This is a genomic window from Arthrobacter sp. SAFR-179 (assembly GCF_059414945.1).
This window is the reverse complement of the sequence record NZ_JBPFDM010000013.1, coordinates 93642-119251: the sequence shown is the minus strand read 5'-3', so window position 1 is coordinate 119251 and position 25610 is coordinate 93642. Positions and strand designations below refer to the sequence as shown.

At 65.9% G+C, this 25610-nt stretch carries 32 protein-coding genes; 21 read left to right on the top strand and 11 right to left on the bottom strand.

Features of this window, described 5'->3' with window-relative positions; all coding sequences use genetic code 11:
- Positions 1 to 110: 110 nt before the first annotated feature.
- Positions 111 to 1139, bottom strand: a complete 1029-nt coding sequence (locus ACR65K_RS18160; protein ID WP_440154396.1) for an LLM class flavin-dependent oxidoreductase — start codon at positions 1137 to 1139, stop codon at positions 111 to 113.
- A 54-nt stretch (positions 1140 to 1193) separates the two neighbouring features.
- Between ACR65K_RS18160 and ACR65K_RS18155 the strand changes: the two genes are divergently transcribed.
- The 3 genes from ACR65K_RS18155 to ACR65K_RS18145 are packed head-to-tail and all read left to right on the top strand — an operon-like array spanning position 1194 to position 2315.
- Positions 1194 to 1553 (top strand): YnfA family protein, encoded by a 360-nt coding sequence (locus tag ACR65K_RS18155; RefSeq protein WP_440154395.1) that lies wholly within the window; start codon positions 1194 to 1196, stop codon positions 1551 to 1553.
- A gap of 20 nt (positions 1554 to 1573) precedes the next feature.
- Entirely contained in the window at positions 1574 to 1978 is a 405-nt protein-coding gene (locus ACR65K_RS18150) for a YidH family protein (RefSeq protein ID WP_440154394.1), read from the top strand.
- Positions 1979 to 1982: 4 nt separating this feature from the next.
- Positions 1983 to 2315, top strand: a complete 333-nt coding sequence (locus tag ACR65K_RS18145; RefSeq protein ID WP_440154393.1) for a DUF202 domain-containing protein — start codon at positions 1983 to 1985, stop codon at positions 2313 to 2315.
- A 12-nt stretch (positions 2316 to 2327) separates the two neighbouring features.
- Here the strand turns inward: ACR65K_RS18145 and ACR65K_RS18140 are convergent, their stop codons facing one another.
- Positions 2328 to 2726: a hypothetical protein gene (locus ACR65K_RS18140; protein WP_307087666.1), complete on the bottom strand. Its 399-nt coding sequence runs from the start codon at positions 2724 to 2726 to the stop codon at positions 2328 to 2330.
- 86 nt (positions 2727 to 2812) lie between these two features.
- Here ACR65K_RS18140 and ACR65K_RS18135 point away from each other — a divergent pair, with 86 nt between their 5' ends.
- From ACR65K_RS18135 to ACR65K_RS18125, 3 genes are all read left to right on the top strand, one after another.
- The gene (locus tag ACR65K_RS18135) at positions 2813 to 3049 is read left to right on the top strand and encodes a DUF2630 family protein (RefSeq protein WP_056330013.1); all 237 of its coding nucleotides are present in this window, start codon (positions 2813 to 2815) and stop codon (positions 3047 to 3049) included.
- Complete coding sequence (locus ACR65K_RS18130) at positions 3049 to 3843, top strand: carbon-nitrogen hydrolase family protein (protein ID WP_440154392.1); 795 nt, start codon at positions 3049 to 3051, stop codon at positions 3841 to 3843. Before ACR65K_RS18135 ends, ACR65K_RS18130 begins: the two co-directional genes overlap by 1 nt.
- A 324-nt stretch (positions 3844 to 4167) precedes the next feature.
- On the top strand, positions 4168 to 5487 hold the full coding sequence (locus ACR65K_RS18125; RefSeq protein ID WP_440154391.1) for an ammonium transporter: 1320 nt from the start codon (positions 4168 to 4170) through the stop codon (positions 5485 to 5487).
- Between the two features lie 3 nt (positions 5488 to 5490).
- Here ACR65K_RS18125 and ACR65K_RS18120 read toward each other — a convergent pair whose 3' ends face one another.
- A complete protein-coding gene (locus tag ACR65K_RS18120) occupies positions 5491 to 6129 on the bottom strand; it encodes a PadR family transcriptional regulator (protein WP_440154390.1) in 639 nt (212 codons plus the stop codon).
- A gap of 178 nt (positions 6130 to 6307) precedes the next feature.
- Between ACR65K_RS18120 and ACR65K_RS18115 the strand changes: the two genes are divergently transcribed.
- Positions 6308 to 8479: a transglycosylase domain-containing protein gene (locus tag ACR65K_RS18115; protein WP_440154389.1), complete on the top strand. Its 2172-nt coding sequence runs from the start codon at positions 6308 to 6310 to the stop codon at positions 8477 to 8479.
- 33 nt (positions 8480 to 8512) lie between these two features.
- Here ACR65K_RS18115 and ACR65K_RS18110 read toward each other — a convergent pair whose 3' ends face one another.
- The 3 genes from ACR65K_RS18110 to ACR65K_RS18100 all read right to left on the bottom strand — a co-directional run bounded on the left by ACR65K_RS18110 (position 8513) and on the right by ACR65K_RS18100 (position 10098).
- On the bottom strand, positions 8513 to 9106 hold the full coding sequence (locus ACR65K_RS18110; RefSeq protein WP_440154433.1) for a DnaJ family domain-containing protein: 594 nt from the start codon (positions 9104 to 9106) through the stop codon (positions 8513 to 8515).
- A 149-nt stretch (positions 9107 to 9255) separates the two neighbouring features.
- Positions 9256 to 9753 (bottom strand): SRPBCC family protein, encoded by a 498-nt coding sequence (locus ACR65K_RS18105; RefSeq protein WP_440154388.1) that lies wholly within the window; start codon positions 9751 to 9753, stop codon positions 9256 to 9258.
- 12 nt (positions 9754 to 9765) lie between these two features.
- Complete coding sequence (locus tag ACR65K_RS18100; RefSeq protein ID WP_440154387.1) at positions 9766 to 10098, bottom strand: ArsR/SmtB family transcription factor; 333 nt, start codon at positions 10096 to 10098, stop codon at positions 9766 to 9768.
- Between the two features lie 115 nt (positions 10099 to 10213).
- Here ACR65K_RS18100 and ACR65K_RS18095 point away from each other — a divergent pair, with 115 nt between their 5' ends.
- Positions 10214 to 10954, top strand: coding sequence for a Type 1 glutamine amidotransferase-like domain-containing protein (locus tag ACR65K_RS18095; protein WP_440154386.1), 741 nt, complete (start codon positions 10214 to 10216; stop codon positions 10952 to 10954).
- A gap of 13 nt (positions 10955 to 10967) precedes the next feature.
- Here the strand turns inward: ACR65K_RS18095 and ACR65K_RS18090 are convergent, their stop codons facing one another.
- Entirely contained in the window at positions 10968 to 11702 is a 735-nt protein-coding gene (locus tag ACR65K_RS18090; protein ID WP_056329986.1) for a GAF and ANTAR domain-containing protein, read from the bottom strand.
- A 66-nt stretch (positions 11703 to 11768) separates the two neighbouring features.
- Between ACR65K_RS18090 and ACR65K_RS18085 the strand changes: the two genes are divergently transcribed.
- The 7 genes from ACR65K_RS18085 (at position 11769) to ACR65K_RS18055 (ending at position 16324) form a co-directional block, all read left to right on the top strand.
- Positions 11769 to 12488, top strand: a complete 720-nt coding sequence (locus ACR65K_RS18085; protein ID WP_440154385.1) for a GAF and ANTAR domain-containing protein — start codon at positions 11769 to 11771, stop codon at positions 12486 to 12488.
- A gap of 111 nt (positions 12489 to 12599) precedes the next feature.
- Positions 12600 to 12824, top strand: a complete 225-nt coding sequence (locus ACR65K_RS18080) for a hypothetical protein (RefSeq protein ID WP_440154384.1) — start codon at positions 12600 to 12602, stop codon at positions 12822 to 12824.
- A gap of 178 nt (positions 12825 to 13002) precedes the next feature.
- Positions 13003 to 13734 carry a GAF and ANTAR domain-containing protein gene (locus ACR65K_RS18075; RefSeq protein ID WP_440154383.1) on the top strand — a complete coding sequence of 244 codons (732 nt, stop codon included), beginning with the start codon at positions 13003 to 13005 and terminating at the stop codon, positions 13732 to 13734.
- Positions 13731 to 13982 carry a hypothetical protein gene (locus tag ACR65K_RS18070; protein WP_440154382.1) on the top strand — a complete coding sequence of 84 codons (252 nt, stop codon included), beginning with the start codon at positions 13731 to 13733 and terminating at the stop codon, positions 13980 to 13982. The genes ACR65K_RS18075 and ACR65K_RS18070 overlap by 4 nt, the downstream gene beginning before the upstream one ends.
- Positions 13979 to 14743 carry an ANTAR domain-containing protein gene (locus ACR65K_RS18065; RefSeq protein WP_440154381.1) on the top strand — a complete coding sequence of 255 codons (765 nt, stop codon included), beginning with the start codon at positions 13979 to 13981 and terminating at the stop codon, positions 14741 to 14743. Before ACR65K_RS18070 ends, ACR65K_RS18065 begins: the two co-directional genes overlap by 4 nt.
- A gap of 230 nt (positions 14744 to 14973) precedes the next feature.
- A complete protein-coding gene (locus ACR65K_RS18060; protein WP_056329973.1) occupies positions 14974 to 15168 on the top strand; it encodes a hypothetical protein in 195 nt (64 codons plus the stop codon).
- 118 nt (positions 15169 to 15286) lie between these two features.
- Positions 15287 to 16324, top strand: a complete 1038-nt coding sequence (locus ACR65K_RS18055) for a nitronate monooxygenase (protein WP_440154380.1) — start codon at positions 15287 to 15289, stop codon at positions 16322 to 16324.
- Positions 16325 to 16396: 72 nt separating this feature from the next.
- On the opposite strand, the gene ACR65K_RS18050 is transcribed toward ACR65K_RS18055, so the two are convergent.
- Together ACR65K_RS18050 and ACR65K_RS18045 are read right to left on the bottom strand one after the other, a co-directional pair.
- Positions 16397 to 17437, bottom strand: a complete 1041-nt coding sequence (locus ACR65K_RS18050) for an NAD(P)-dependent alcohol dehydrogenase (RefSeq protein WP_440154379.1) — start codon at positions 17435 to 17437, stop codon at positions 16397 to 16399.
- Positions 17438 to 17591: 154 nt separating this feature from the next.
- Entirely contained in the window at positions 17592 to 18608 is a 1017-nt protein-coding gene (locus tag ACR65K_RS18045; RefSeq protein ID WP_440154378.1) for a zinc-dependent alcohol dehydrogenase family protein, read from the bottom strand.
- A gap of 140 nt (positions 18609 to 18748) precedes the next feature.
- Here ACR65K_RS18045 and ACR65K_RS18040 point away from each other — a divergent pair, with 140 nt between their 5' ends.
- Positions 18749 to 19642, top strand: coding sequence for a helix-turn-helix transcriptional regulator (locus ACR65K_RS18040; RefSeq protein WP_440154377.1), 894 nt, complete (start codon positions 18749 to 18751; stop codon positions 19640 to 19642).
- A gap of 14 nt (positions 19643 to 19656) precedes the next feature.
- Here ACR65K_RS18040 and ACR65K_RS18035 read toward each other — a convergent pair whose 3' ends face one another.
- Positions 19657 to 20064: a VOC family protein gene (locus ACR65K_RS18035; protein ID WP_440154376.1), complete on the bottom strand. Its 408-nt coding sequence runs from the start codon at positions 20062 to 20064 to the stop codon at positions 19657 to 19659.
- Between the two features lie 403 nt (positions 20065 to 20467).
- Here ACR65K_RS18035 and ACR65K_RS18030 point away from each other — a divergent pair, with 403 nt between their 5' ends.
- From ACR65K_RS18030 to ACR65K_RS18010, 5 genes are all read left to right on the top strand, one after another.
- Positions 20468 to 21580, top strand: coding sequence for an ABC transporter substrate-binding protein (locus ACR65K_RS18030; RefSeq protein WP_440154375.1), 1113 nt, complete (start codon positions 20468 to 20470; stop codon positions 21578 to 21580).
- Positions 21577 to 22431: an ABC transporter permease gene (locus tag ACR65K_RS18025; RefSeq protein ID WP_440154374.1), complete on the top strand. Its 855-nt coding sequence runs from the start codon at positions 21577 to 21579 to the stop codon at positions 22429 to 22431. Before ACR65K_RS18030 ends, ACR65K_RS18025 begins: the two co-directional genes overlap by 4 nt.
- Positions 22407 to 23222, top strand: coding sequence for an ABC transporter ATP-binding protein (locus tag ACR65K_RS18020; protein WP_440154373.1), 816 nt, complete (start codon positions 22407 to 22409; stop codon positions 23220 to 23222). The genes ACR65K_RS18025 and ACR65K_RS18020 overlap by 25 nt, the downstream gene beginning before the upstream one ends.
- A gap of 28 nt (positions 23223 to 23250) precedes the next feature.
- Positions 23251 to 24627, top strand: coding sequence for an LLM class flavin-dependent oxidoreductase (locus ACR65K_RS18015; RefSeq protein ID WP_440154372.1), 1377 nt, complete (start codon positions 23251 to 23253; stop codon positions 24625 to 24627).
- A gap of 74 nt (positions 24628 to 24701) precedes the next feature.
- A complete protein-coding gene (locus ACR65K_RS18010) occupies positions 24702 to 25124 on the top strand; it encodes a universal stress protein (protein ID WP_440154371.1) in 423 nt (140 codons plus the stop codon).
- Positions 25125 to 25201: 77 nt separating this feature from the next.
- On the opposite strand, the gene ACR65K_RS18005 is transcribed toward ACR65K_RS18010, so the two are convergent.
- On the bottom strand, positions 25202 to 25597 hold the full coding sequence (locus ACR65K_RS18005) for a (R)-mandelonitrile lyase (protein ID WP_440154370.1): 396 nt from the start codon (positions 25595 to 25597) through the stop codon (positions 25202 to 25204).
- Between the last annotated feature and the right edge of the window lie 13 nt (positions 25598 to 25610).

The window sequence follows — 25610 nt, the reverse complement described above, 5'->3', positions numbered from 1 at the left end:
TCTCTCTCCGTCATATGACCGTTCCGCAGTCACACACTAGTTGTAGGCGCGAAGCCCCCACGCCGCACTCTAAGAGTAACGGTTCGGTCTCACAATTGGTTCCCACACCCCTATCTGCGGCTCCAGCCCAGGGCGGGGGCGACGTGCTCCACGATGCTGCCCAGCAACTTGGCGTTGAACTCCACGCCCAGCTGGTTGGGAACCGTCAGCAGCAAGGTGTCTGCCGCCTGCACGGCCGTATCGGCGGCCAGCTGCTCCGCCAGGACGTCCGGCGCGCCCACGTAGCTCTTCCCGAACCTGGCGGTCAGCCCGTCGATGACGCCCACCTGGTCGCGGCCGTCCCGGAGCGCGCTGCCGGCAAAGTAGTAGTTGTCCTCCTCGTCCACGATGGGAAGGACGCTGCGGCTGACCGAAACGCGGGGGGTTTGGGCGTGGCCTGCCGCCGCCCACGCGTCCCTGAACAGCTGGATCTGTTCGGCCTGGAGTTCATGGAAGGGAACGCCGGTGTCCTCGGTGAGCAGCGTGGAGCTCATCAGGTTCATGCCCAATTCCGCCGCCCACATGGCGGTCTTCCTGCTGCCGGCGCCCCACCAGATCCGTTCTGACAGGCCCGGAGACTGCGGCTGGATGGGCAAGAGGCCGGTGGCACCGCCGGCGTACCGGGGGTCCGCCTCCGCCATGCCGGCCCCCGTGATGGCCTTGCGGAACACGGCGGTGTGGCGCCGGGCCATGTCCGCATCGGTCTCCCCCGGATGCGGCAGGAAGCCGAAGGCTGACGCACCCTCCCGGGCGGGCTCGGGTGAACCACGGCTGATGCCCAACTGCAGCCTGCCGCCGCTGATCAGGTCCGCCGCGGCAGCTTCCTCCGCCATGTACAGGGGATTTTCGTAGCGCATGTCGATGACGCCCGTGCCTACTTCGATGCGGCTGGTGCGGGCGGCGATGGCCGACAGGAGGGGAAAAGGCGATGCCTGCTGCCTGGCGAAGTGATGGACGCGGAAGAATGCGCCGTCCACGCCAAGTTCTTCAGCGGCAACCGCCAGTTCGATTCCCTGGAGCAGGGCGTCCGCCGCTGTCCTGGTTTGGGAACCCTGGCCGGGGCCCCAGTGGCCGAATGAAAGGAATCCTATGCGCTCCATACCTTCCCCAACTGCGCGGCCGGCGGCGGCATTCCCGGCTGGCATGATGGCTGCGTGGGTATTCCGGAAGAAACCGTCAGTATTTTCAAGACCATTGGGCTGTTCGTGCTGGCGGCTGCAGCGGAAATCGGCGGCGCCTGGCTGGTGTGGCAAGCCGTCCGGGAAGGCAAGGACTGGTGGTGGGCCGGCCTCGGCGTGATTGCGCTCGGGGCCTACGGCTTCGTGGCCACCCTGCAGCCGGACGCGCACTTCGGCCGGATCCTGGCAGCCTATGGCGGAGTGTTTGTGGCGGGTTCCCTGGCATGGGGCATGGCCTTTGACGGCTTCCGCCCCGACCGGTGGGACATCGCAGGATCCCTGGTCTGCCTGCTGGGTGTCGCCGTGATCATGTTTGCCCCGCGGAGCGGCGCATAGGCCACGGCTAAACTGGCCCGGTGACCAACAGTGAGCAGCCGCCCGGACCGGCAGGGCCGCCGCCGCGCGGAAGAATCGCCGAACGGCTGCTGCCCGGCGGCGAGGAACCCGACCCCCGCTTCACGCTTGCCAACGAGCGCACCTTCCTGGCGTGGATCCGTACGTCGCTCGCGCTGCTGGCGGGTGGCATCGCCATCGAGGCGTTCACGTCCGGCCTTTTCATCGAGCCGGTCCGGAAAGGCCTGGCCGTCCTCCTGCTCCTGCTGGGCATGATGCTCAGTGGTGGTGCCGCCGTGCGGTGGCTTCGGGTGGAACGGAGCATGCGCACCAATGCCCCGCTGCCCCTGCCGCTCTTCGTGCCCCTGTTGGCCGGGGCAGGCGCGCTGGCTGCCGCCGTCGTACTGGTCTTTATCCTCTGGCGCTGAGCCTGTGGCATCCCGCGCCCCCGGCCACCATGGCGATCCCGGCCTGCAGCCCGAACGGACCGCCCTCGCCTGGGGCCGGACCATGCTGGCGCTGGTGACGGCGAGCGCCTTCTTCCTGCGCTGGCTTCCCACGTACGGGCCGCCCATCCTGGTGCTGCCGGTGATTTCCGGGAGCGCCGCCCTTGCCATTTACCTCACGCAGCGCCGCCGGTACCAGGCGAGGTCGCACGGCCTGGCGGGCGAAAGTATCGAGGCCGACCTGACTGCGGTGCTCTGGACCGCTTTCGCCGGAGTCGTCCTCGGCGGCCTGGGCATTGTGGTGGTCCTGGTCAGCTAGAACATCAGTCAGCTAGAACATCGGCAGGACGAAGCCGGCCAGCAGCGCCACCGAACCGATCGCCGTCAGGCAACGGCCCAGGACCGAGGCCGTCCTGCCCGCTTCCTCCGGAGTGGTGGTTTGCCACTGCGTTGGGCGCTTGGGGTGGTAATAGATGGGCAGGGTGTCCCCCACCGCCATGTCCCGGATGTCGTAGGGGGACATGGGTGCGTTGTGCACCTGGTGCTTCCGGTCGAACCAGCGGAACCCCACCCCGGTGGAATCGGAATACACCACGGCCTCGGCCACCTCCCACGGATGCACGAAGCGGCGGAGGAAACCGGTGTAGAACAGCAGCCCCAATCCGGCGGGCAGGCACAACCAGGTGAGCACTTCCAGGATGGGACCTGCCATATCGAGCGCAGTGGGCATGAAGTTGATGGTACAGCGCGGGGACTGGTGGCTTCAGCACCTGATCCGTACGCTGAAGGAGACCGGACCGGAGTAAAGGGGAAGCCATGAACGATCAGGATATTTTGACGCACATCCAGGCCCTGGTGGAGGAGGAGCACTCGCTGCGCGAGGGTTCCGGGGACGGGCAGGCACCGGACCAGGCACGCCTGAAGTACGTGGAGGAAAGCCTGGACCAGTGCTGGGACCTGCTGCGCCAGCGCCGGGCCAAGAAGGAGTCGGGCGAAAACCCGAACGACGCCGAGGCCCGCCCCATCAGCGAGGTTGAGGGCTACCGGCAGTAATGCGGATCGCAGTAGCGCAGATCATCAGCGGTGCCGATACCGCCGCCAACCTTGAACTGGTATGGGACTACGCCGCCCAGGCGAAGAACGCCGGCGCGCAGTTAGTGGTCTTTCCCGAGGCGACGATGCGCGCCTTCGGCCACTCCCTGAAGGACATTGCCGAGCCGCTTGACGGCCCATGGGCCAGCGAGGTGCGCAGGATATCCAAGGACCTGGACATCACGATCGTGGCCGGCATGTTCACTCCCGGGAAGGACGGCCGCGTCCGCAATACGCTGCTGGTCACCGGTCCCGGGGTGGAGGCTTCCTATGACAAGGTCCACCTTTTCGACGCGTTTGGATTTACAGAGTCCAAGACGGTTGATGCAGGGGAAGCGCCGGTGACTTTTGAGCTGGACGGGACGGTGCTCGGCCTGGCCACCTGCTACGACGTGCGCTTCCCCGGCCTCTTCACGGCGAACGCCAATGCAGGTGCGCAGGTGAATATCGTGTGTGCTTCCTGGGGCGCCGGTGAGGGCAAGGCGGAGCAGTGGGACCTGCTGGTGCGCGCCCGGGCGCTGGACAGCACAACATTTGTGGTTGCCTGCGGCCAGGGTGATCCCGAAAGCATTGGCGCCGGTCCGGCGGGTACGGCTCCCACTGGAGTAGGCCACAGCGCTGTTGTCACCCCCTTGGGCAAACCTTTGGTGGCACTAGGCGGCAAGCCCGAACTCGCCGTCGTCGATATTGATCCCGCAACCGTGGATGACGTCCGGGCCAAGCTGCCGGTGCTGTCCAACGCCCGCAGGTTCTAATCCCGTGAGGCGCCGTTCACGGCTCTGAAACAGAAGGCACAGGAGCGTACGACGGCGTTTCTCACCTTGGGCGGGCCGGGTGGCCCGTCGTGAAGGGGAACCTCCGCGGAAATTGCTGCCGCGGGCGCCTGCGGCCTGAGGAGCCGTTTACATGCCCGAAACATACCGGACACGTGAACTTCACGCCGGAGCAATTTGTGTAACGTGGCCGCAACTTTAAGCGGCACTGGCTGAAACACGCGGCGCCAAAAATGGATCCCGGGGGAAATGCCCCGGGGCCAAAAGGGACCCTGGGCCAAGATCACGTTGCGAAGGGACCCACCGGTGGAAATCACTGCCCAACACGTCTGGCTGATGATTTCGGCCGCCATGGTACTGCTGATGACCCCCGGGCTTGGCCTCTTCTACGGCGGCATGACCCGTGCCAAGGCTGCACTGAACATGATCATGATGAGCTTCATCTCAGCAGGAATCGTCGGTGTGGTCTGGGTTCTCTGGGGCTACTCGATGACCACCGGCGACGGCTTCCTGGGGCTCTTTGGAAATCCCTTCACCAGCTTCGGCCTGCAGAACCTGATGGGTTCGCCGGACCTCCTCAAGGCCGGTTACAGCGCAACGTTCGCCATCATCACAGTGGCCCTCATCAGCGGCGCCATCGCAGACCGCGCCAAGTTCAGCGCCTGGGCCTTGTTCGTGCCCGTATGGATCACGCTGATCTACTGCCCCCTCGCCTACATGGTGTGGGGTGGCGGCCTGATGAGTGCCGGCGGAGCCGTCACCGCAATCTTTGGCCAGGTGATCGACTTCGCCGGCGGCGCTGTAGTGGAAATCAGTTCAGGAACTGCCGCGCTGGTGCTGGCGGTCATCGTGGGCCAGCGCCATGGCTTCGCAAAGGACCCCAACCACCGCCCCCACAACCTGCCGTTCATCATGCTGGGCGCGGCCATCCTGTGGTTCGGCTGGTTTGGCTTCAATGGCGGCGCCGCAACAAGCGTTGAACAGGCCGGCCTCATCTGGATCAACACCCTGGTGGCCCCTGCCGCAGCCATGCTCACCTGGCTGATCACCGAGAAGGTCCGCCACGGGCACCCCACCTCCTTGGGTGCCGCCTCAGGTGTTGTGGCAGGTTTGGTGGCCATCACGCCTTCCTGCGCCAACATCAGCCCGGTTGCAGCAATCGGACTGGGCCTGGTGGCCGGAGCGGCGTGCTGCGTTTTCGTGGACCTCAAGTACCGCTTCGGCCTTGACGACTCGCTGGACGTGGTGGGCGTGCACCTCGGTGCCGGCCTTATCGGCACCCTGTCGCTGGGCTTCATCGCCCTGCCTGTGGACGGCCAGGGCGGCGGCCTCTTCTACGGCGGCGGTGTCCAGCAGCTCATCGCCCAGACTGCCGCCGTCGTCATCACCCTGCTCTTGTCAGGCATTGGCACGGCGGTCATTGCCCGGGTCATCAACAACACTGTGGGCTTCCGCGTCAGCCATGAGGCGGAGACCGCCGGCGTGGACCTGTCCGAGCACGCCGAGACCGCCTATGCGTTCGGCGAGATTGGAGCAGGCTTCAATCCCCTGCGCCAGGCACAGGCGCACATCCCCACCGCAGCGGCTCCCGCAGAACGGCATGCCAAGGAAGATTCCTTCGCGTAGGTCCTAGTCCGCAAGGATCTTGTAAAGCGCGCGGCGGGTTTCGTCCATCTTCTCCATGGCAGCAGCACGCTGCTCCTGCGTCACACCGGTGCGGAACTGGTGGATGGCGCCCAGGAGCTTGCCGATGCTTTGGTGGAAGTCCCTGTCCGCGCTGTCCGGTTCGGCGTTCCAGGCGTTCTCCATCTCCTCGGCGTGCTCCGCCACGTAGGCCCTGCCCGCGTCGGTAAGGGCGAACTCGGTGCCGCGCCCTTCGCTCAGCGCCTCGATCAGGCCCTCGTCCACCAACTGCTGCAGCGTGGGGTAAATGGAGCCCGGGCTTGGCCGCCACATTCCGCCGGTCTTTGCGGCGATGGTCTTGATCAGTCCGTAACCATTGGAGGGCGCCTCCGCCAGGAGCGAGAGGATGGCGGCGCGGACATCGCCGCGGCTGGCGCGCCTGCCTCCCCGTCCGAAACCCGGACCAAAACCGGGCCCGAATCCCGGGCCAAAACCGGGTCCAAATCCAGGCCCAAATCCAGGTCCGAAACCGGGGCCGAAGCCCGGGCCCCGGTGCCCGTGCGGTCCCCTGTGGCCCCTCCCCCGCTCGAAGCGCCCCTTGCCAAACTCGGGGCCCGGATTCCTGTCGTCGAATATGCCTTTCATGGTGGCATGGTCCTTTCATTTTTGAGGTCTTCGCTGCTTCATCAGCGATAGTTAACGATATGTCGGTAACTATCGCTGGTCAACGGTTTAGCGTGACCAAAACCTGACCTTCCAGCCCCTGTTTCCCCCCTTGTCAGGAGCGTATTCTGTTCCCACCTTCAAGGACGAGGGCTGAGGAATGGTGAAGAGGCGGAAGCGCAGGCGCGGCTTTGGCGTTGCCCTGGGACGGATCCTGGGGTTCCTTGCAGCAAGTGTCATGTGCGGCGTGCTGGTGGCCAGCCTGGTGGTCCCGGCGGTGGCAGCCGCGGGAATGGGTGTCAGTTCCTCCATTGGCTACTTCGAACGCCTGCCGGAGGAGTTGACGGTGCAACCGCCGTCGCAGGCTACGAAAGTCCTGACCTCCGACGGGCAGCCAATCGCAACGTTTTACGCGGAAAACCGTGTGCGTGTGCCGCTGGACCAGATGTCGCCCTTCATCAAGGACGGCATTATCGCCATTGAGGACAGCAGGTTTTACGATCACGCAGGGGTCGATCCGCAGGGGATCCTGCGGGCACTGGTGTCCAACCTGACCAAGGGCGGCGAGCAGGGCGCATCGACCATCACCCAGCAGTACGTCACCAATGTCCTGAACGAGGCACAACTTTCACAGGACAGGCCGGACGAGGTGGTCCTGAACGGGCAGAAGACCCTCGGCGACAAACTGCGGGAGATGAAGCTCGCCGTCACCCTGGAGAAGAAGTACACCAAAAACCAGATCCTCGAGGGTTACCTCAACATCGTGTTCTTCAGCAGCAACGCCTACGGGATTGAAGCCGCGGCACGCTACTTCTTCAGCACCAGCGCGAAAGACCTCACCCTTCCCCAGGCAGCCCTTCTGGCCGGGCTGGTCAACAGCCCCACCCTGTACAACCCCGCCACCAATCCGGACAAGTCGATCGTGCGCCGCAACCAGGTCCTCTCCGAGATGCTGCGCCTGAAGAAGATTACGCAGGCCCAACACGATGAGGCCGTGGCCGCTCCCATCGAATTGAAGATCACGCCGCAGCAGCAAGGCTGTGCCAATGCCGCCATTGCACCGTACTTCTGCGACTACATCTCGCACCTGATCCTGAACAACCCGGCCTACGGCCCAACGGAGCCTGAACGTGAGCGCAGGCTGTACCGGGGCGGCCTCACCATCATCACCACCTTGGACAGCAGGCTCCAGGCGGCCGCGCAGGCCCAGGTGGACGGGACCGCAGGCGCAAATCCGGACCGGTGGGCCGCCTCGCTGATAACCGTTCAGCCCGGCAGCGGCAAGATCCTGGCGATGGCCCAAAACACCACATTCCTTCCGCAACCCGGCAAGTTCGACACCAACCTGAACTTCAACGTGGATGCCAAGGACGCGCAGGGCAATGACCTGAACGGCGCCGGCGGATTCCAGCCCGGATCCACCATGAAGCCCTTCACTTTCGCGGAATGGTTGAACGAGGGCAAGCCGATCACCGCCGAAGTGGACGCATCGAAGCGGGTCTACCCCCTGGGCTTCCCGTGGAAGGACAGCTGCGGAAAGGTGCTGGGAGCCTACAGCACTGCGCAGGCAAACCCTGCCCTTGGCGCTGCCGACGACCTGCAGAACGCGGAAGAGGGCTTCTACCGGCGCATGCCCGTCAATTACGGCCTGTACAACTCGATCAACACCGCCACCTTCGCATCGGCCTCCCAGCTGGACTTCTGCGGCATCCAGAAGATGGTGGATGCCGTGGGCCTGCACAGCGGCCTCGACAGCAGCCCTGTCAACATGCACCAGCTGGGAAACCTGCTGGGTGGCACCGGCGTTGCCCCCCTCACCCTTGCGAACGCGTTCGCCACATTCGCCACGGACGGCCGCTACTGCGCCCCCATTGCTTTGGCCGAGATCACGGATGCGGCCGGCGCGAAACTGCCTGCCCAGGCTCCGGACTGCCACGACGCCGTCAAACCGGACGTGGCCCGCGGCGTCAACTCGGTGCTGCAGGATGTCCTGAAGAAGGGCTCCGGCGTCTGGATCAACCCCAAAGTGCATGACAAGGTTCCCACCGCGGCCAAGACCGGCACCTCGAACAACAACGGTTCCACCTGGGTGGTGGGGTACACCACCGGCCTGGTCACCGCGTCCTTCTTCGGCGACGCCCTGGAAGGCCAAAAGCGGGCAGGACAGAACGTGACCATCAACGGCACCTTCTACCCGCGCCTCGATGGGTTCATGATCGCTGGGCCGCAGTGGGCCAACTACATGCTCAAGGTGGCACCGCTTTATCCCGCTGCACCGTTCGCGCCGCCTCCCGCGTCGATGATTGGCCCCAACCCCAATTACAAACCCTAGGGCCGGTTACCTGCCCTGGGTGGAACCCCTGTCCTAGCCTGTCCCCTTCCACAGCCGCTTCCACCAGGAGCGGTGGGGCTCCGGCTCGGCAGGAAGCTCCACAACCCGCGCAGCACGCCGGGTGCGCCAGCGCCCCACTTCTTCCTCCACGTCACGGGTCTTGGTGATCACCGGGGGGCCACCCTGCAACTGGCGGCGGGCATCGATCACCCGCCGGTTGAAATCCTGCAGGAGATCCCGGACCTGCTGCTCCGTATACTGGGCGTCAAGCTTGGCATCGAGTTCCGCGTCCTCAGTGCGGAGCAGGATGGCGGCCGGGCCCAGGCCGCTGATGTTCTCCCGCTGGATCAGTCCCTTGACCCACCAGTCGGGATCGTACGATTCGCCCAGGCCGGGGATCGGCTTGCCCGCGTACTTGAGGTTGTCAAACTTGCCGTGCGCCATGGCGTCCCGGACCAGGTATTCGGCGCGGGCAGCGTCGCTGACTTTCCTGCGCTTCTCCCGCTCCTGGGCGTCGAGGGCATCCAGCGCGGCTTCCTCCTCGGCGCTGATGCCCGCGCCGCGGTGCGAACGGAGTTCCACCGCCCTCTCCAGGCGCTTCCGGAAATTCCCTGCCCCGCCGCTCATCGCTGCCACCGCCTTCCCTCGGGCTGCCTGCCTTCCAGTATTTCAGCGGCGGGCTTGCTCTATCAACGACCAAAGGCGGGTGGACGACGGCGGGACGTCCCGCCGTCGTCCACCCACCTGGCGCCGTGGCGAAGGTTCGCGGCGACCCGTCAGGCGTTGGCGTGCTCGGCGAGGATGCCGTCGATCTGGCCCACGGCCTCCTTGAGGCCCTCTTCCATGCCCATCGCCATGACCTGCTCCAGCTGTTCCTCGGACTCAAATGTGGACAGGATGGTCATTCTGGTCCGCTCCCCCGCGGGCTCAAGGGTGACTGTGGCGTGGCTGATGCCAAATTCCCCGGTGGGATTGCCGTCGTTGTCCGCAAAGCCGTCATTGAACTCGAGCTGGCGGGGCGCCTCGATGCTGGTGAACTCCCACCAGCCGTGCGCCTTATCCCCTTCAGGACCTGTCATGTAGTAGCTGGCCTTGCCGCCCGGCACGAACTCATGCTTGTAGAAGGTGGCCGGGTAGGTGGGCGGACCCCACCAGCGCTCCAGCTGCCGCGGGTCCTCGAAGAGCTGCCACACGCGTTCCACGCCGGCGTCGAACTCGGCAACCAGGGTGAGGCTCAGGGCCTCGGGGTTCTTATCCGTACTGATGACTGTCATGGCAATGCCTTCCTAACCTTCAGCGAGAATGTCTGCCATCCTGGCGGCGCGCTGCCGCCAGATTTGTTCATATTCATCGAGCAGCCGCCGGGCTTTTTGCAGTCCATCGTGATTGCCCCGCACGATTTGCTCCCTTCCGCGTTTTTCCTTGGTCACCAAGGATGCGCGCTCCAACACGGCCACATGCTTCTGGACGGCCGCGAAACTCATGGCGTAGAGGGCTGCCAGGCCCGAAACGGAGTACTCGCCGACAGTGACCCGGCGGACGATGTCCCGCCGCGTGGAATCGGCGAACGCCTGGAAGAGGCGGTCCAGTTCGGTCTCACTCAGCTTATCTACAACCATTTGGTTGTAGATTAGTCCTCGCGTGGACGCCCGTCAATGGGGTTTTGTAAGGCGACCGTTCGGCGCTGCCGCAGTGGCCGCCGTGGCCCTGCTGAAGCCGGGTAGTTTGAACCCTATGAGCATCCTCCTTGCCGGTGCGGGGCCTGATCCCCTGGGATTTCCGGAAGTCTTTGACCGGTTCGCCCTCGACGTCCGGGAGCATGCCGAACGGGGCCGGCCTGCCCGCATTGCCGTCGCAGTGCATGACCCCGAAGGAAACCTGCCGGAACTCGTGGGGGCCTATGCGGAACCCCTCCAGGCGAGGCTCAGGTGCGAAATAATCGCTGTGGCGCCTCCAGCCGTAAAGCGTGCCGATGCCGCCTTCGAGCAAGTGGATGCGATCGTGGTGGGCGGCGGTTTGACCCCGGCCTACTGGGAGGCTCTTCATCCTGTGGCCGCAGTCATCAGCAGATTGGTGGCCGACGGCGCGCCCTACCTTGGGTTTTCTGCCGGCGCCATGGTGGCACCCCAGCGGGCACTGGTTGGCGGATACCGGATCAATGGAGTGGAAGTGTGTGCCGAGGAATGCTCGGAGGGCCTGGATTCAGTGGATATCCGCGAGGGTCTTGGACTGGCGGGGTTCTCGGTGGACGTCCACGCCGCGCAGGCGGGAACGCTGAGCCGGGCGGTGGGCGCCGTGGCGGCGGGCCTGGTGGAACGGGCCGTGGCCATCGACGAGAACACAGCCATGGTGCTGGCTGCCGCAGGTGACCAGGACTACGGCGTCATTGGCAAAGGGAATTGCTGGGACATCCAGCGAACCGGAGGGGCCGCGGCCGTGTCCGTGCGGTCGGTGCTGACCGGCCGACGAGGTTGACCCGCAAATACGGCTAGGAGTCGAAGTGGGTGCGGATGCTGCTGCCGGACAGCTGCTCAATGAGTTCCCTGGCAACATCCCGAAGCTTGCGGTTGCGGTTGCTTGAGACCTTGGTGAGGATTTCCATCGCTTCCTCCTGTGAGCACCGGTTCTGCGCCATGATGACGCCACAGGCAAGATTGATGGCGGTCCTGCTCTCAAGCGCCGCCTCGAGATCTTCGGCCCGATTCTCTATGGTGTTGATGCGCACGGACAGCTGCATGGTGTTGTGCGCCGCCCCAGCGAAACCCACTGCCTTGTCATAGACGTCCGCGGTGAACACGTGCGGTTTGGCGGCGAAAAAGTTCAACGCCGCCCTGGCATCGCCCGTGATTTCCAGCGGCACGCCAAGGGAGCTGCGCACATTGTGCTCTGCCAGCTTTTCGTTGAATTCAGGCCACCGCGGGTCTTTTGCGACGTCATCGATCATGATGGGAGTCATTTCCCGGAGGGCACGGACGCAAGGCCCATCACCCAGGACCTGCTCAATGTGGTCAAGTTCCACGGCACGCGCGCTGCTGCCCGCTGCGGTGGCTGGACGCCGCCGGACTTTAAGCGTGACGGCGCACTCGATGATGTCGTCCGCAGCTTCGGAGACAGCCGCGGCAGCCATACCGGAGAGCCCAGACAGGAAATCCACAATGCCCTCCGCACCCACCAGGATTTCCTGCAGCTGGCGCACGGACTCGTTATCTGCTGAACTCGACATGGGGCAATCCTACTGTCACATCCTCAGGGCCGCATGGGGACTGACAGGTTGGCATATGCTGGAGAAATGCCCCAGCACCTCCCGCTTGACGAGCTCAGCACCGTCATTGCCCGGATCCAGGGATTGTTGTTGACGGAAGAAAAAGTGGGTACGGCCGTCAGCCTCCTGGCCCAAGCGGCCAAGGACTCAGTCCCCGGCACCATCGGCGCCGGTGTCTCCCTGCTGGACTCCAGGGGCCGCCGCACCAGCAGCGGCTACACGGACAGGGTGGTGGAACAAGCGGATGCCGCCCAGTACCGGCACGGTGAAGGCCCCTGCCTGACGGCCTGGGCAGCAGAGACTCCTGTCCTGGTCCAGGACCTCCATGACGACCCGCGCTGGCCGCTGTGGCGGGATTCCGTGCGGGACCTGCCCATCCGGTCAGTGGTCAGCGTGCCGTTGATAGCCGGCAAGGAAACGCTCGGCGCCATCAAGCTGTACTCGGCCACCCCATCCGCCTATGACGCGGGGAGCGTGCGGCTGCTTCAACTGTTCGCCGCACCGGCGGCCACCCTCCTGTCGCATATCCAGGGGACCGAGGCTCCGCACAAGATGACGGAGGCACTGCGAACGTCGCTCCACAGCAGGGATATCATCAACCGCGCCTGCGGCGTCCTCATGGAGCGCCTGGGCACGAGCCACCAGGCGGCGCTGGAGCAGCTAATGAACCAGGCGCGGCAGGAGCGCACCACCCTGCTGAATGTCAGCGAATCAATCCTGGCCGGGACGCCGGCGTCCGGGATTTAGGCAGCACGGATGGGTTTTGATCCACATGAACCGGAACAAAGACGCCGGCTCCGTGCAGCTATCAGGGCAGCAGACATCTCAGTGCCGGAGCTGTGGTTGAAGTATTTCGGCATGTCCGGGGATGCAGGAGAGTACGAGGTGGAGGCCTACCTGCAGGGCCTTCTCTCGCTGCCGCCGGTCCAGCGTGACCTGCTGGCGCTCGCCGCGAACGAGCTCATTGACGAGCGGCCCCGGCCACGGGCGCCGTACTCCAATGACTTCACAGCCGAGCCGCGGGCCGCGGAAGGGAATGACGACGGCGGGAGCCAGCCAGGTGCCGCCACACCTGGCCCCTAGGTGCAGCGCAAGAAGGACATGAGGCCCTGTTCCGAACCCCTTGCACAGGCGTAGTGTCGAAGACAGGAGATCTCCGGATGCAGCATCCGGACATTGAATTCCGGGCCTTCCGCACCGAGAGCAGGAGGCCGACAGCCAGCAGCAACGGTCACTGGCGCAAATTAGGGATCGAGGCCCTATGGCCCACAACGATGCACTCACCACAGCGGACGAGTACCAGGACCTACTGCTCAACACTCCGGAATTTTCAAAGTTCCTCCTGGGCCTGGCGACCATATCGGCATCGCAGCTGGGGGGTGACGGCGCTCCGGTGGAATGCACGGTCACGGTGGAGCGCGACGGTGCGCTGTCCACCTTTGCCTACAGCAGCGAAGAGGGCCGCCGGCTGGATGAGACGCAATACGCCTTTGGTACCGGTCCTTGCCTCACCGCCCTCCGTGAGCAGCACACGGTCTTAATTGAGGACCTGCAGCTGGACCAGAGGTGGGCCCCGTACACCTATGCCGTTGCAAAGCTGGGCGTCCGTTCGGTCCTGGCGGTCCCCATCCACACCGACCCCCTTTCCCAGGCGGCCCTGAACTGCTACGCGCATACCGTCCACGCGTTCGGCCCGGACACCGTCAAGCTGGTGGAGGACCAGGCCGCGTCGATGTCCCGCATCCTTCGGCTCGCCCTGCGGCTCCACGCCCCTGAAGTTTTCCCCGAGGACCTGCGCGCTGCGCTGAAATCCCGCGCGGTGGTGGACGCTGCCATTGCGCTGGTGATGCTCCAGGCCCGCGGCAGCCGGGATGGCGCACTGGAGCTCCTCCAGGCCGCCGCCAAGTCGGGCAACCGCCGGATCCAGGAAATTGCGCAGGAGATCGTGGCAAGGGGAAGCTTCAGCGCTGGTCCGGGTAAGGGTGAAGCATGAATGCCGAATGGACCGGGGGTCCGGACCAGTTGATCGAAGCCGACGAGCAGCGGCACGGAGCAGCACGCCAATTCCAGGACACCGGCGTTCCACTCCTGAAGTTGTGGACGTACTACTACGGCATCGGCGGGGACGTGGACGAACTGTCCCTCGACGCCTACCTCAACGAAGCCCTGCACCTGCCGGCGGCCCAGGTGGGGCTCGTTACCACGGCTCTGACCGAACTGACGTTGGATGATGCCGAATGACGGAAAATATGGGACCGCTGCAGGAACCTGGCGGCCTGGCCGATTCTGACTCCGAACAGTCCTTCCAGCGATTGGTCCTGGAGAGCCGCGACGTCCGTGACTTCCTTGCGGAACTGGCCGTCCGGGCAGCTTCCCGACTGTCCTCGCCGGGCAACAAGGTTCACAGTGGAGTGACCGTCATCCGGCACAGGAGGCCCCAGGCCGTGGCTGCCAGCGATGCCGCGGCCAGGGCCCTTGACGAACTTCAGAACGGCTTCGGTGACGGCCCGTGCCTCACGGCACTCCGAAAACGGACCACACTCCTGGTTCCCGACCTCGCCACCGAGAAGCGCTGGGAGCCCTATGTCAGGGCCGCCCTGGAGCAGGGGGTTTCGTCGATCCTCGCCGTTCCACTGGATCTTGCCGGGGATGCAGATGCTGTACTCAACCTTTACTCCGGCTGCAGCAACGGGTTCACGGCCGAGGACATCAGCACCGTGGAGGCGTTCGCCCATCAGGCCGCCGGCTCCATCCGGCTGATCCTGCGGATTACCCAGTTGAGCGAAGCACGGGAGGACCTGTCCGCGGCCATGCAGTCCCGCACGGTCATTGACATGGCAATCGGCGCCATCATGGCTGAAAACAGGTGCAGCCGGGAAGAGGCCTTCAACATCCTCACCCGGGCTTCCAGCACGCGCAACATCAAGCTCAGGGACGTGGCCGCGTCAGTCATCTCGTCGATTTCCGGGGAAGAAAAAATCCCAACCCATTTCTGCGATTAGCAGTGTGGTACCCGTCACAGGTGATGAGAATCACTCGCAATAATTGAGCGTTTTGGTTGAGCCGGCTATTCCCCCATGGGCACTATGGATAAGCGGGGCCGGAAACATCCGCCCTTGACATCCTGGTGACGCAACGAGGCCCACCGGTGAGCACAGGCCACCGACCCTCCGAGCGCGGACAGGCCATTGACCGGATTCAACCCCGGCTTGATACAGGAAAGTACTGAACAATGACGTTTAACACTGCCGAATCCGTGACCCTGAAGATCTGGGACCGTGCCGCACTCCACGAGACCCTCGATTCCGCGGTTACCGATCTTTCATCCCGCCACAACACCACAACGTGCCGGATCGCCGTCACCTGCAGCGGGCCCAACACGTTCACGCTGAGCGTGCGCGGCGAAGAGCCGGCACTGGTTCTCTAGCACTCCAACACCAAAGGCAGCGGACGACGCCGGACACCACCCGGCGTCGTCCGCTCTTTTTCTGCCCTTGGAACGGCGTAGCATTCGTCAGGTACGCGCAGCAGGACGGGGAGGACACGTGGATACCCAGCACAACGCCAGCCGCTTCAATCCCGGGTCACTGGCCGTCCCGGTCATCCAGGCGCCGATGGCCGGCGGACCCTCCACACCGCAACTCGCCGCCGCCGTCAGTGCCGCCGGCGGGCTGGGGTTCCTCGCGGCGGGCTATAAGACTGCGGCCGCCATGCGTTCCGAGATCGAAGCCGTCCGGTCGCTCACGGACCGGCCCTTCGGAGTGAACCTGTTCGTCCCCCAACCGTCGGTCATCAGCCCGGAGTCCCTGCAGCAGTACGCGGCGTCCCTGGCCGCCGACGCCGAACGCTTCGGTGTCAGCCTGGGAGAGCCACGGCATGACGACGACGACTGGGACAAGAAGCTCGAGGTCCTGCTGGAGCTCGCACCGGCGGTTGTTTCGTTCACCTTCGATGTTCCCGGTTCCGGGGTTGTCGAAGCGCTCCACGAACGCGGTGTCTATGTGATCGCCACGGTGACGGACCGCGGGGAAGCACTCCGGGCGCTTTCGGCAGGCGCCGATGCCCTGTGCGTCCAGGGCCCGGAAGCCGGCGGCCACCGGGGAACGTTCAAAGCGGCTGCTCCGCCTCCCACAGTGCCCCTGCACGGCATCCTCGAGGAGCTGGCCGATCCTGAGGTGCCGCTCATCGCAGCAGGCGGAATTGGGACGCGGGAGGATACGCGGGCTGCGCTCGACGTCGGTGCGGCTGCGGTCCAGTCGGGAACGGCTTTCCTCCTGGCCGATGAAGCAGGAACCAAGGCGGCGCATCGTGCCGCATTGTCGCCGACCGGGCGCTTCACCACCACCGCCGTCACCCGCGCTTTTTCAGGACGCAATGCCCGCGGACTGTACAACGAATTCATGCGGCGCCATGACGCGGACGCGCCGTACGGATACCCGGAGATCCACCACCTGACCACTCCCCTGCGCGCCGCGGCCGCAGCGGCTGGAGAGCCGGACTGGCTGAACCTGTGGGCCGGCATCAACTACCGGCATGCCAAGGAAGGCCCTGCTGCCGCGGTCCTGAAAAGCCTCGCGCCGTAAGGGCGCTGCACAGCCCATGAACGACGGCGGGCCGGCCCCTTTCGGAGCCGGCCCGCGGTGCGTGGGTGGTGCTTAGAGGGTTGCGGTGTCGATCACGAAGCGGTACCGGACGTCCGAGGCGAGGACGCGCTCGTAGGCTTCGTTGATCTTTTCTGCCGGGATGACCTCGATCTCTGCGCCCAGGCCGTGCTCGGCGCAGAAGTTGAGCATCTCCTGGGTCTCGCGGATGCCGCCGATCATGGACCCGGCGAAGGAACGGCGTCCGCCGATCAGCGCGAAGGCGTTGACGGGAAGCGGTTCGGCGGGGGCACCGACGTTCACCAGGGCGCCGTCGAGCTTCAGCAGGCCCAGGTAGGAGCTGATGTCGATCGAGGCGCTCACGGTGTTGATGATCAGGTCGAAGCTGCCGGCGAGGTCGCTGAAGGTGCTCTCGTCGCTGGTGGCGTAGTAGTGGTCCGCACCCAGCTTCAGGCCGTCTTCCTGCTTCTTCAGTGACTGGGACAGGACCGTCACGTCGGCGCCCATGGCGTGGGCGAGTTTGACGGCCATGTGGCCCAGGCCGCCGAGGCCGACGACGGCGACCTTCTTGCCGGGGCCGGCGCCCCAGTGGCGCAGCGGGGAGTAGGTGGTGATGCCGGCGCACAGCAGCGGTGCGGCGACGTCGAGCTCGATCCCCTCGGGAATGGTCACCACGAAGTCTTCGGTCACCACAACGTGGGTGGAGTAGCCGCCCTGGGTGACGGTGCCGTCGCGGTCAACGGCGCCGTAGGTGCCCACGTTGCCCTTGAGGCAGTACTGCTCTTCGCCCTTCTGGCAGTTGACGCACTCCTTGCAGGAGTTGACCATGCAGCCGACACCAACGCGGTCGCCAACGGCGTGCTTGGTAACCGCTGAACCCACCTCGGTGACGATGCCGGCGATTTCGTGGCCGGGAACCAGCGGGTACTGCTGCGGGCCCCAGTCGCCGCGGACAGTGTGGATGTCCGAGTGGCAGATGCCGGCGAACTTGATCTCGATCATGACGTCATGGGGACCCACCTCGCGGCGCTGAATGGTGGTTGCCACCAGGTCCTCCGTGGCGGACGGGGATGCATAAGCCTTGACGGTAGTCATGGTTCTCCTCTGATCTGTTGGGGGATTATTGAAATGCTACCGGGGTTGTTCGGCGCAAACCCCGGAAAAGGGCGGGCCAGCGTGGCCCTGTTGTACCTGGTCTTCGGAGTCCTACCCTTGGCGGCAGCCAGGGCCACGCGGATGGAACGGTTGGTCAGGGGCGGAGGAGCACCTTGATGGCGCGCCGTTCGTCCATGGCCTGGTAGGCCTCTGCGGCCTGGTCCAGCGGGAGTTCGAGGTCGAACACCTTGCCGGGGTTGATCTCACCTCTGAGGATCAGGTCGATCAGTTCGGGGAGGTACTGCCGGACCGGAGCCGGGCCACCGTGCAGGTGGACGTGCGAGTAGAACAGGTCCCGGCCGGGCAGCGCCACATCATGGGACACGCCCACGAAGCCGACGTGGCCGCCGGCGCGGGTGGCGTGGATTGCCTGCAGCATCGATTCCTGCGTGCCCACGGCCTCGATGACCGAATGTGCGCCGAGCCCATCTGTCAGTTCCTTGATCTTCTTCACCCCTGCGTCGCCGCGCTCCTCCACGATGTCGGTGGCCCCGAAGTCACGGGCGAGGGCCTGCCGGTCGGCGTGCCGGGACATGGCGATGATCCGTTCGGCTCCCATCTGCTGTGCTGCCAGGACCCCCAAAAGGCCCACGGCGCCGTCGCCCACCACCGCGACGGTCTTGCCCGGTCCCACCTCGGCCGCCTTGGCGGCAAACCATCCTGTACCCAGCACGTCGGAGGCGGCAAGCAGCGACGGAACCATGCCGGCGTCGGGCATGTCCGGCGTGGCCACCAGGGTGCCGTCCGCGAGCGGGACGCGCAGGTACTCAGCCTGGGCGCCGCCCACGCCCTGCCGGTGGACGCAGCCGCTCTGATAGCCCGCACGGCAGATTTCGCAGGTGTTGTCCGAGGCGAAGAAGGAACCAACGACGAACTGGCCTGGCCGGACGTTCTTTACATCCGCCCCCACTTCTTCGACCACGCCCACGTACTCGTGTCCCATCGGCACGGGCTTGGGCAGTTTGTCGGCGCCGCGGTAGGGCCACAGGTCGGACCCGCAGACACAGGCGGCAACGACTTTGATGACCGCATCCGTGGGCTGCTTGATGGCGGGCTTGTCACGGTCCTCCACGCGCACGTCTCCGGGAGCGTGCATGATGGTTGCGCGCATGCTGGGTCCTCCAAGTGGTGAATGACTGAAAGCGGACAATCCCATCAAACCCGGCCCGGGACCCATTAGCGAGGGTGCTGCTGTAACTGGTTCTGGCAGAACCTCCTTCGGGCTGGACCATCCGTCGTAACGTGTTCCCTATGGATAACCGAGCCGAGGTACGACAGTTCCTGTCCTCCCGCCGTGGGCGCATTACCCCGGAGCAGGCAGGCATCGAACCGTACGGCGGCCGGCGGCGGGTGCCGGGGCTGCGGCGCGAGGAAGTGGCCCGGCTGGCGGGCGTGAGCGTGGACTACTACACGCGCCTGGAACGCGGCAATCTTTCCGGCGTCTCGGACAGCGTGCTGGACGCCATTGCCGGCGCCCTGGAACTGGACCGCGCCGAGCACGACCACCTCTACGACCTGGCCCGTGCCGCCAACACCTCGGGCCGCAAGAGGGCCGCGGGCACGGGCGGTTCCGCGCCCTCGAAGGTCCGTCCGGAACTGCAGTACCTTTTGGACACCATCACCGGGGCGCCTGCCTTCATCGGCAACAACCGGCTGGACATCGTGGCCGCCAACACGCTGGGCTACGCCCTGTATTCGGACATGTACCGCGCCCCGTCCCGGCCGGCCAACCACTCCCGGTTCATCTTCCTTGACCCCCGCGCCCACAACTTCTACACAGACTGGGACCGGGCCGCCAACACCAACGTGGCCATCCTCCGCCGTGAGGCCGGCCGCAACCCCCATGACAAGGGCATCGCCGAACTCATTGGTGAACTGTCCATGCGCAGCGACGAGTTCCGCACCCTGTGGGCCGCCCACAACGTCCGCCGCCACTACGCGGGGACAAAGTTCTTCCAGCACCCGGTAGTGGGCCTCCTGGAACTGAACTACCAGGTCCTTGGCCTTGAAGAGGACCCGGGGCACACCCTCACCGTCTATCCAGCCACTCCCGGCAGCCCCTCCGAGGAAGCCCTCAAGCTCCTGGCCTCCTGGGCGGTCACCGAAAACATTGTGGAAACGGCGCAGGCAAAGGTCGGCAGCTAGGAAACTGCCCTGTCCTAGGAGTCGGCGCCGGGCTCGTAGCCGATGAGCCAGTGGAGTCCGAAACGGTCAATTACCTGGCCGTCGGACGCGCCCCAAGGTTTGGGGGCAAGGGGGTCCACTACCCGGCCCCCGGAGCTGAGTTTGTCGAACCACTCGTGCAGGACGCCGGCCTCGGCGGTACCAAGCAGTGACAGCATGACCCCTTCAAGCCGGACACTCTTTCCACCAGGCGGGGTATCCGAGCCCGCCAGCGCAATGGCGCCTCTAAGTTCGCCGTGGGCTATGGCGTCCGGAGCACCGTCGGTCCTGCCGAAATCCCGATTCGTGTGGAGCGACAGCTCGCCGCCGAAAACGGCTGCGTAAAAGCCCAGTGCCTCACGCGCCGTGCCGGGAAAGCTGACATAGATCTGGGGTGCGCTCATGCGCCCAGCCTACAGACACGTTTGCGGCATCCGCGGCGGCAAGAACCGGTGCCTCCAAAGGATCACCTCCCGGGAAGCTTTAGTCACATGAACTGCCGTTGCGGTTCCCTTAACCCAGGTTTCGGTTCGTGGCGCAGCATTGCCTGTTTTGTCGCCTGGATGGCGCCATAAGTAGCGCCGTTTCGCCGCGTTTAGGCTCCATTGCGCGCTGCTGGCCAACGCCGTGGCCGCCGTGTTTAGGTGTTTCCACGGCACCGGCCAGGCCGTAAGCAGAACCCCCGAGCACCAGCCAGAAGTACGCGCACACCGCCGCGCAGGCGGTCCCACCCACCTCCCACGCCTACCCGGGCACACACCCCGGGTGTCTTCGTCGTACCCGGAATCTTTCCCCGAAAGGAACTCCATGCCCTTCCCAGCATCCCCGCCCCGCAGCCCCGGCTCTCGTGGGTTCACCCGGCGCCGTGCCCTGGGCGCACTCCTGGCGATTCCCGCCGCCGGCCTGCTGTCCGCCTGCGGCGGGTCCGCCACCGCCGGCAGCCAACGCATCAGCCAAGCCGCCCTGGAACCTTTGGCTGCCTCCGTGCCGACCGGGGCCACCATCAAGGTGGGCGATCCCAGCATGAAAGTGGCGCTGGAACTGTCCGGCCTGGCCAAGGAACTGGACGGCTTCACGGTGGAGTTCGCCAACATCTCCGGCGGACCGCAGACCACCGAGGCGTTCCGGGCCAACGCCCTGGACGTGGGGTCCGTGGCTGACATTCCGCCCATCCACGCCACCTGGACCGGCCTGGACGTCCGCATCATCGCCGCCGGCTACCGCCTGGACGCCGTGGACCATCCCATTTACGAACTGGGCGTCGCGCCCGGAGCCGGCATCAGCCGGCTTGAGGACCTGCGCGGCAAGAAGGTGGCGTACAGCCCGGGCCAGGCCCAGGGCGCGCTGGTCCTGCGCATCCTGGACAAAGCCGGGCTCAAGCAGGAGGACGTCAAGCTTGTGGAACTGCCGAGCACCGGCGACGCGTATGCCACGGCACTGGCCAGCAGGCAGGTGGACGCCGCTCCCCTGGGCGGGGTCCAGATCAAGCGCTACCTGGCCAAGTACAGGGCCGACGGCGCCACCACAATCCGCCATGGGCTGCGCGACGATCCCAGCCTCCTCTACTCGCCCGCCAAGGTCCTGGCCGATCCCGCCAAAGCCGCCGCCCTTGCCGCCTACGTGAAGGTCTGGGGCAAGGCGCAGCGCTGGATCGAGGACCACCCGGCCGAGTGGCTGGAGGGCTATTACGTCAAGGACCAGGGCCTGTCCCGCGAGGACGGCCAGTACCTGATCGACGCCACCGGCAAACGTGACTTGCCGACCGACTGGGCCGGGGCAATCGCGCGGCACCAGGAAACCATCGACCTGCTGGCGCGCGAGCAGAAGAAGCCGCAGCTGACGGCGGAAGACCTGTACGACACCAGGTTCGAAGCCATCGCCGGCACGGCGTTCGCTTCCGCCGGGAAGGCAGCAGCATGAGCGCCGTCCTGGACCGGCCCGTGCTGGCCCCGCACCAGGATCCGGCATTGGCCGGGGCGGCAGACGTGCGGCCCGCCGGAAAGAGGCTGGGGCCCGGACGACGGCGGCAGCTCGCCTGGGTGGGCCCGTCCGCTTTGCTGCTGCTGTGGACAGCCTCTTCCGCAACTGGGCTCCTTGACCCCAGGATCCTGTCCGAGCCGTGGACCGTGGTGGCCACCGCCGGTGAGCTCATCGCGGACGGCAGGCTCCAGGAGAACCTGGCCATTTCCGCGCAGCGCGCCGGCCTGGGGCTGTTCTTCGGCATCCTGGTGGGCGCCATGCTGGCGCTCCTGTCCGGGCTAAGCCGGGTAGGCGAGGCCCTCATTGACGGTCCCGTGCAGATCAAGCGCGCCATCCCCGGCCTGGCCCTGATTCCACTGCTGATTTTGTGGTTCGGCATCGACGAGACCATGAAGGTCCTCACCATCACCCTGGGTGTCTTTGTCCCGGTCTACCTGCAGACGCACGCGGGGCTGCGAGGCATTGACCTGCGTTTCGTGGAACTCGCGCAGACCGTGGGGCTCAGCCGGGCCGGGTTCATCCGCAAGGTTGTCCTCCCCGGTGCGCTGCCCGGCTTCTTCCTGGGACTGCGCTTCGCGGTCACCGGAGCCTGGGTGTCCCTGGTGGTGGTGGAGCAGATCAACGCCACCAGCGGCATCGGCTACATGATGGAGCTCGCCCGAACCTATGGCCAAACCAACATCATCGTCCTGGGCCTGGCCGTCTACGGCATCCTCGGACTCCTCTCCGACGGCATTGTCCGCTTCATCGAACGAAAGGCCCTCTCATGGCAGCGCACCCTGGCGGGCTGACCGCCGTCGACAACCGTCCAACCGGCAGCCCTGCCGGCACGTCTGCAGCCGTTTCCGTCCGGAACCTGGTCCGCGGCTTCGGCCCGAAGGGAGTCCTAAACGGCGTGGACCTGGACATCGCCCCCGGCGAGTTCGTGGCCCTGCTGGGACCCAGCGGCTGCGGCAAAAGCACCCTGCTCCGTGCCCTCGCCGGGCTGGACCACGAGGTCCGCGGCAGCGGCGTGATCAGCGTCCCGGACCGCGTCTCGGTGGTGTTCCAGGACTCTCGGCTCCTGCCCTGGGACAGCGTGCTGGGCAATGTCACCCTGGGTGTCCGGGAGCCCGACGCCGAGGCACGGGCCCGCAAGGCCCTCGCCGAAGTGGGGCTCGCCGGACGTGAAAAAGCGTGGCCGCACCAGTTGTCCGGCGGCGAACAGCAGCGCGTGGCGTTGGCCCGTTCCCTGGTCCGCGAACCCCAACTGCTGCTGGCCGACGAACCGTTCGGCGCCCTGGACGCGCTGACCCGCATCAAAATGCACGGGCTGCTCCAGGACCTGGTGGCCGCCCACCGGCCCGCCGTCCTGCTGGTCACCCACGACGTGGACGAGGCCATCGCGCTTGCGGACCGGATCGTGGTCCTGGACCACGGCCGCATCGCCACCGTCCGCCCGGTGTCGCCGGAGATCCGCTCTTCCACCAACGCCGCCGGGCACGAAGCCCTGCGCCGCGACCTGCTGGCCGCGCTGGGTGTCTTTACTGCAGCAGGCGCCAAGCCAACCCGCACTGCTGAACCCGCCGCCGTCGGCCATTAACCCACCTCTACTTGCAAGGAGCCCTCCCATGACTGACCAGACCCCTTCCCGGCGCCAACTGCACCTGAACGCCTTCCTTATGAGCACGGGCCATCACGAAGCCTCGTGGCGGTTGCCGGAGAGCGACCCCCATGCCGGCACCAACGTGGGGCACTACCAGCAGCTGGCCCGCACCGCCGAGCGCGGCAAGCTGGACTCCATCTTCTTCGCCGACTCCCCTGTGCTGTTCGGCGAGGTGGGCCGGCGCCCGGCCGGCAAACTCGAGCCCACCGTGCTGCTCACCGCCATTGCCGGGGCCACCGAACGGATCGGGCTGATCGCCACCGCGTCCACCACCTACAACGAGCCGTTCAACCTGGCCCGCCGCTTCGCCTCCGTGGACTGGGCCAGCGGAGGCCGTGCCGGATGGAACGTGGTGACCACCGCCGGGCCGGACGCCGCCCGTAACTTTGGCGTGGACGACCAGCCCGCCCACGCCGTCCGGTACGAACGTGCCGCCGAGTTCATCGACGTGGCGCAGAAGCTGTGGGACAGCTGGCAGGACGACGCCGTCCTCGCGGACAAGGCAGAGGGCGTGTGGGGCGATGACGGCAAAATCCGGACCGTCGACCACGAGGAAAAGCATTTCAAGGTCCGCGGGCCGCTCAACGTCCCCCGCTCACCCCAGGGGCACCCGCTGATCGTGCAGGCGGGTTCATCCGAGGACGGCAAGGATCTCGCCGCCCGCTATGCCGACGCCGTCTTCACCGCCCACCAGACCCTCGCCGACGCCCAGGAGTTCTACCGGGACCTCAAGGCCCGTACCGCCGCCGTCGGTCGTGACCCGGAGACCATCAAGATCCTGCCCGGCATCGTGCCCGTCATCGGTGCCACGGAGGCGGAAGCCCTGGAGCTCGAATGGGAACTGGATCGCCTGCTCAAGCCGGAGTACGCCCGGATCCAGCTGGCCAAGACCCTGCGCGTGGACCCGGAGGACCTGCCGTTGGACCGCCAGCTGCCGGACAACCTGCCCAGCGAGGACGAGATCGAGGGCGCCAAGAGCCGCTACACGCTGATCGTGCAGCTGGCCCGCCGGGAGCAGCTCACCGTGCGGCAGCTGATCGGCCGCTTGGGCGGCGGCCGCGGGCACCGCACCTTCACCGGCACCCCCGTCCAGGTGGCGGACGCCATCCAGGAATGGTTCGACGGCGGCGCCGCGGACGGTTTCAACATCATGCCGCCGGTGCTCCCGTCCGGGCTGGAAACCTTTGTGGACCAGGTGGTGCCCATCCTGCAGGAGCGCGGTCTGTTCCGCACCGAGTACACGGGCCGGACATTGCGGGAGCACTATGGCCTGCCGCGGCCGGCCAACCGGTATGCGGCCACCGCTGCCACTGGACTCGCCTCCATCGGATCAGGACTGTGATTCGAGGACTTCCGGAGGGTACTGCCTAGACTGGCAGCTGAACGTTGATGCCAGGACTGGATAAAGGAGCAGGAATGAGCGGAGTAATCGTTGTAGGTGTGGACGCCAGCCCGTCGGCACGGAAGGCCGCGGAAGTGGCGCTGGGCCTGGCGGAGTCGTTGGGGGCATCCCTCCATGTGGTGACCGCCTTTGACGTCGAGAACGCCGAAACCTTCGGGGTGGGCTCGGATAAGGTACGGATCTCCAACGCGGACAGCTCGGAAATGGTAGCAAGGTCCCTCGGCGCATCGCATCCGGGAGTGGAAATCACCCACTTCGCTTCGCGCGGCAAGCCTGCCGATTCGCTCATCAAAGAAGCCATCCGCCTCGATGCCCGGCTGATCGTGGTGGGCAACCGCAGGATGCGCGGCATCGGCAGGCTCCTGGGCAGCGTCGCCAACAGCGTGGCGCACAACGCCCCGTGCGATGTCTACATCGCCAACACCTACGACGACTGACCTGACTCCCGCAAAAGGGGAGCGGACGACGCCGGGACCTCCCGCCGTCGTCCGCTCCCCTTTGCGCAGTGGCCTGGTCAGGCGCCGTACTCCTCATCGGTCACATGGTGGAGCCAGGTGACCACCTCGCCGTTTTCGTCGGCCTCGTGCATGGCGACATGCGCCATGAACCGCTCCGGTGTGGCCCCGTGCCAGTGCTCCTCGCCAGGCTCGATGTAGACCACATCGCCGGGACGGATCTCCTGGACCTCCCCGCCGCGCCGGGCCACCAGCCCGATCCCGTCCGTGACGTAGAGGGTCTGGCCCTTGGGGTGGCGGTGCCAGGCAGTCCGGGCGCCGGGGGCAAACCGGACGTGCGCGCAGCCGATGGCCGACTGATCGTCAGGGTTCCGGATGCCGTCAATCTGCACCGTTCCGGTAAACCATTCCTTGGGGCCGGTTCCTGTCTGGCCGCCGCTCTTGGTGTACTTCATCTTCTCCTCCTCA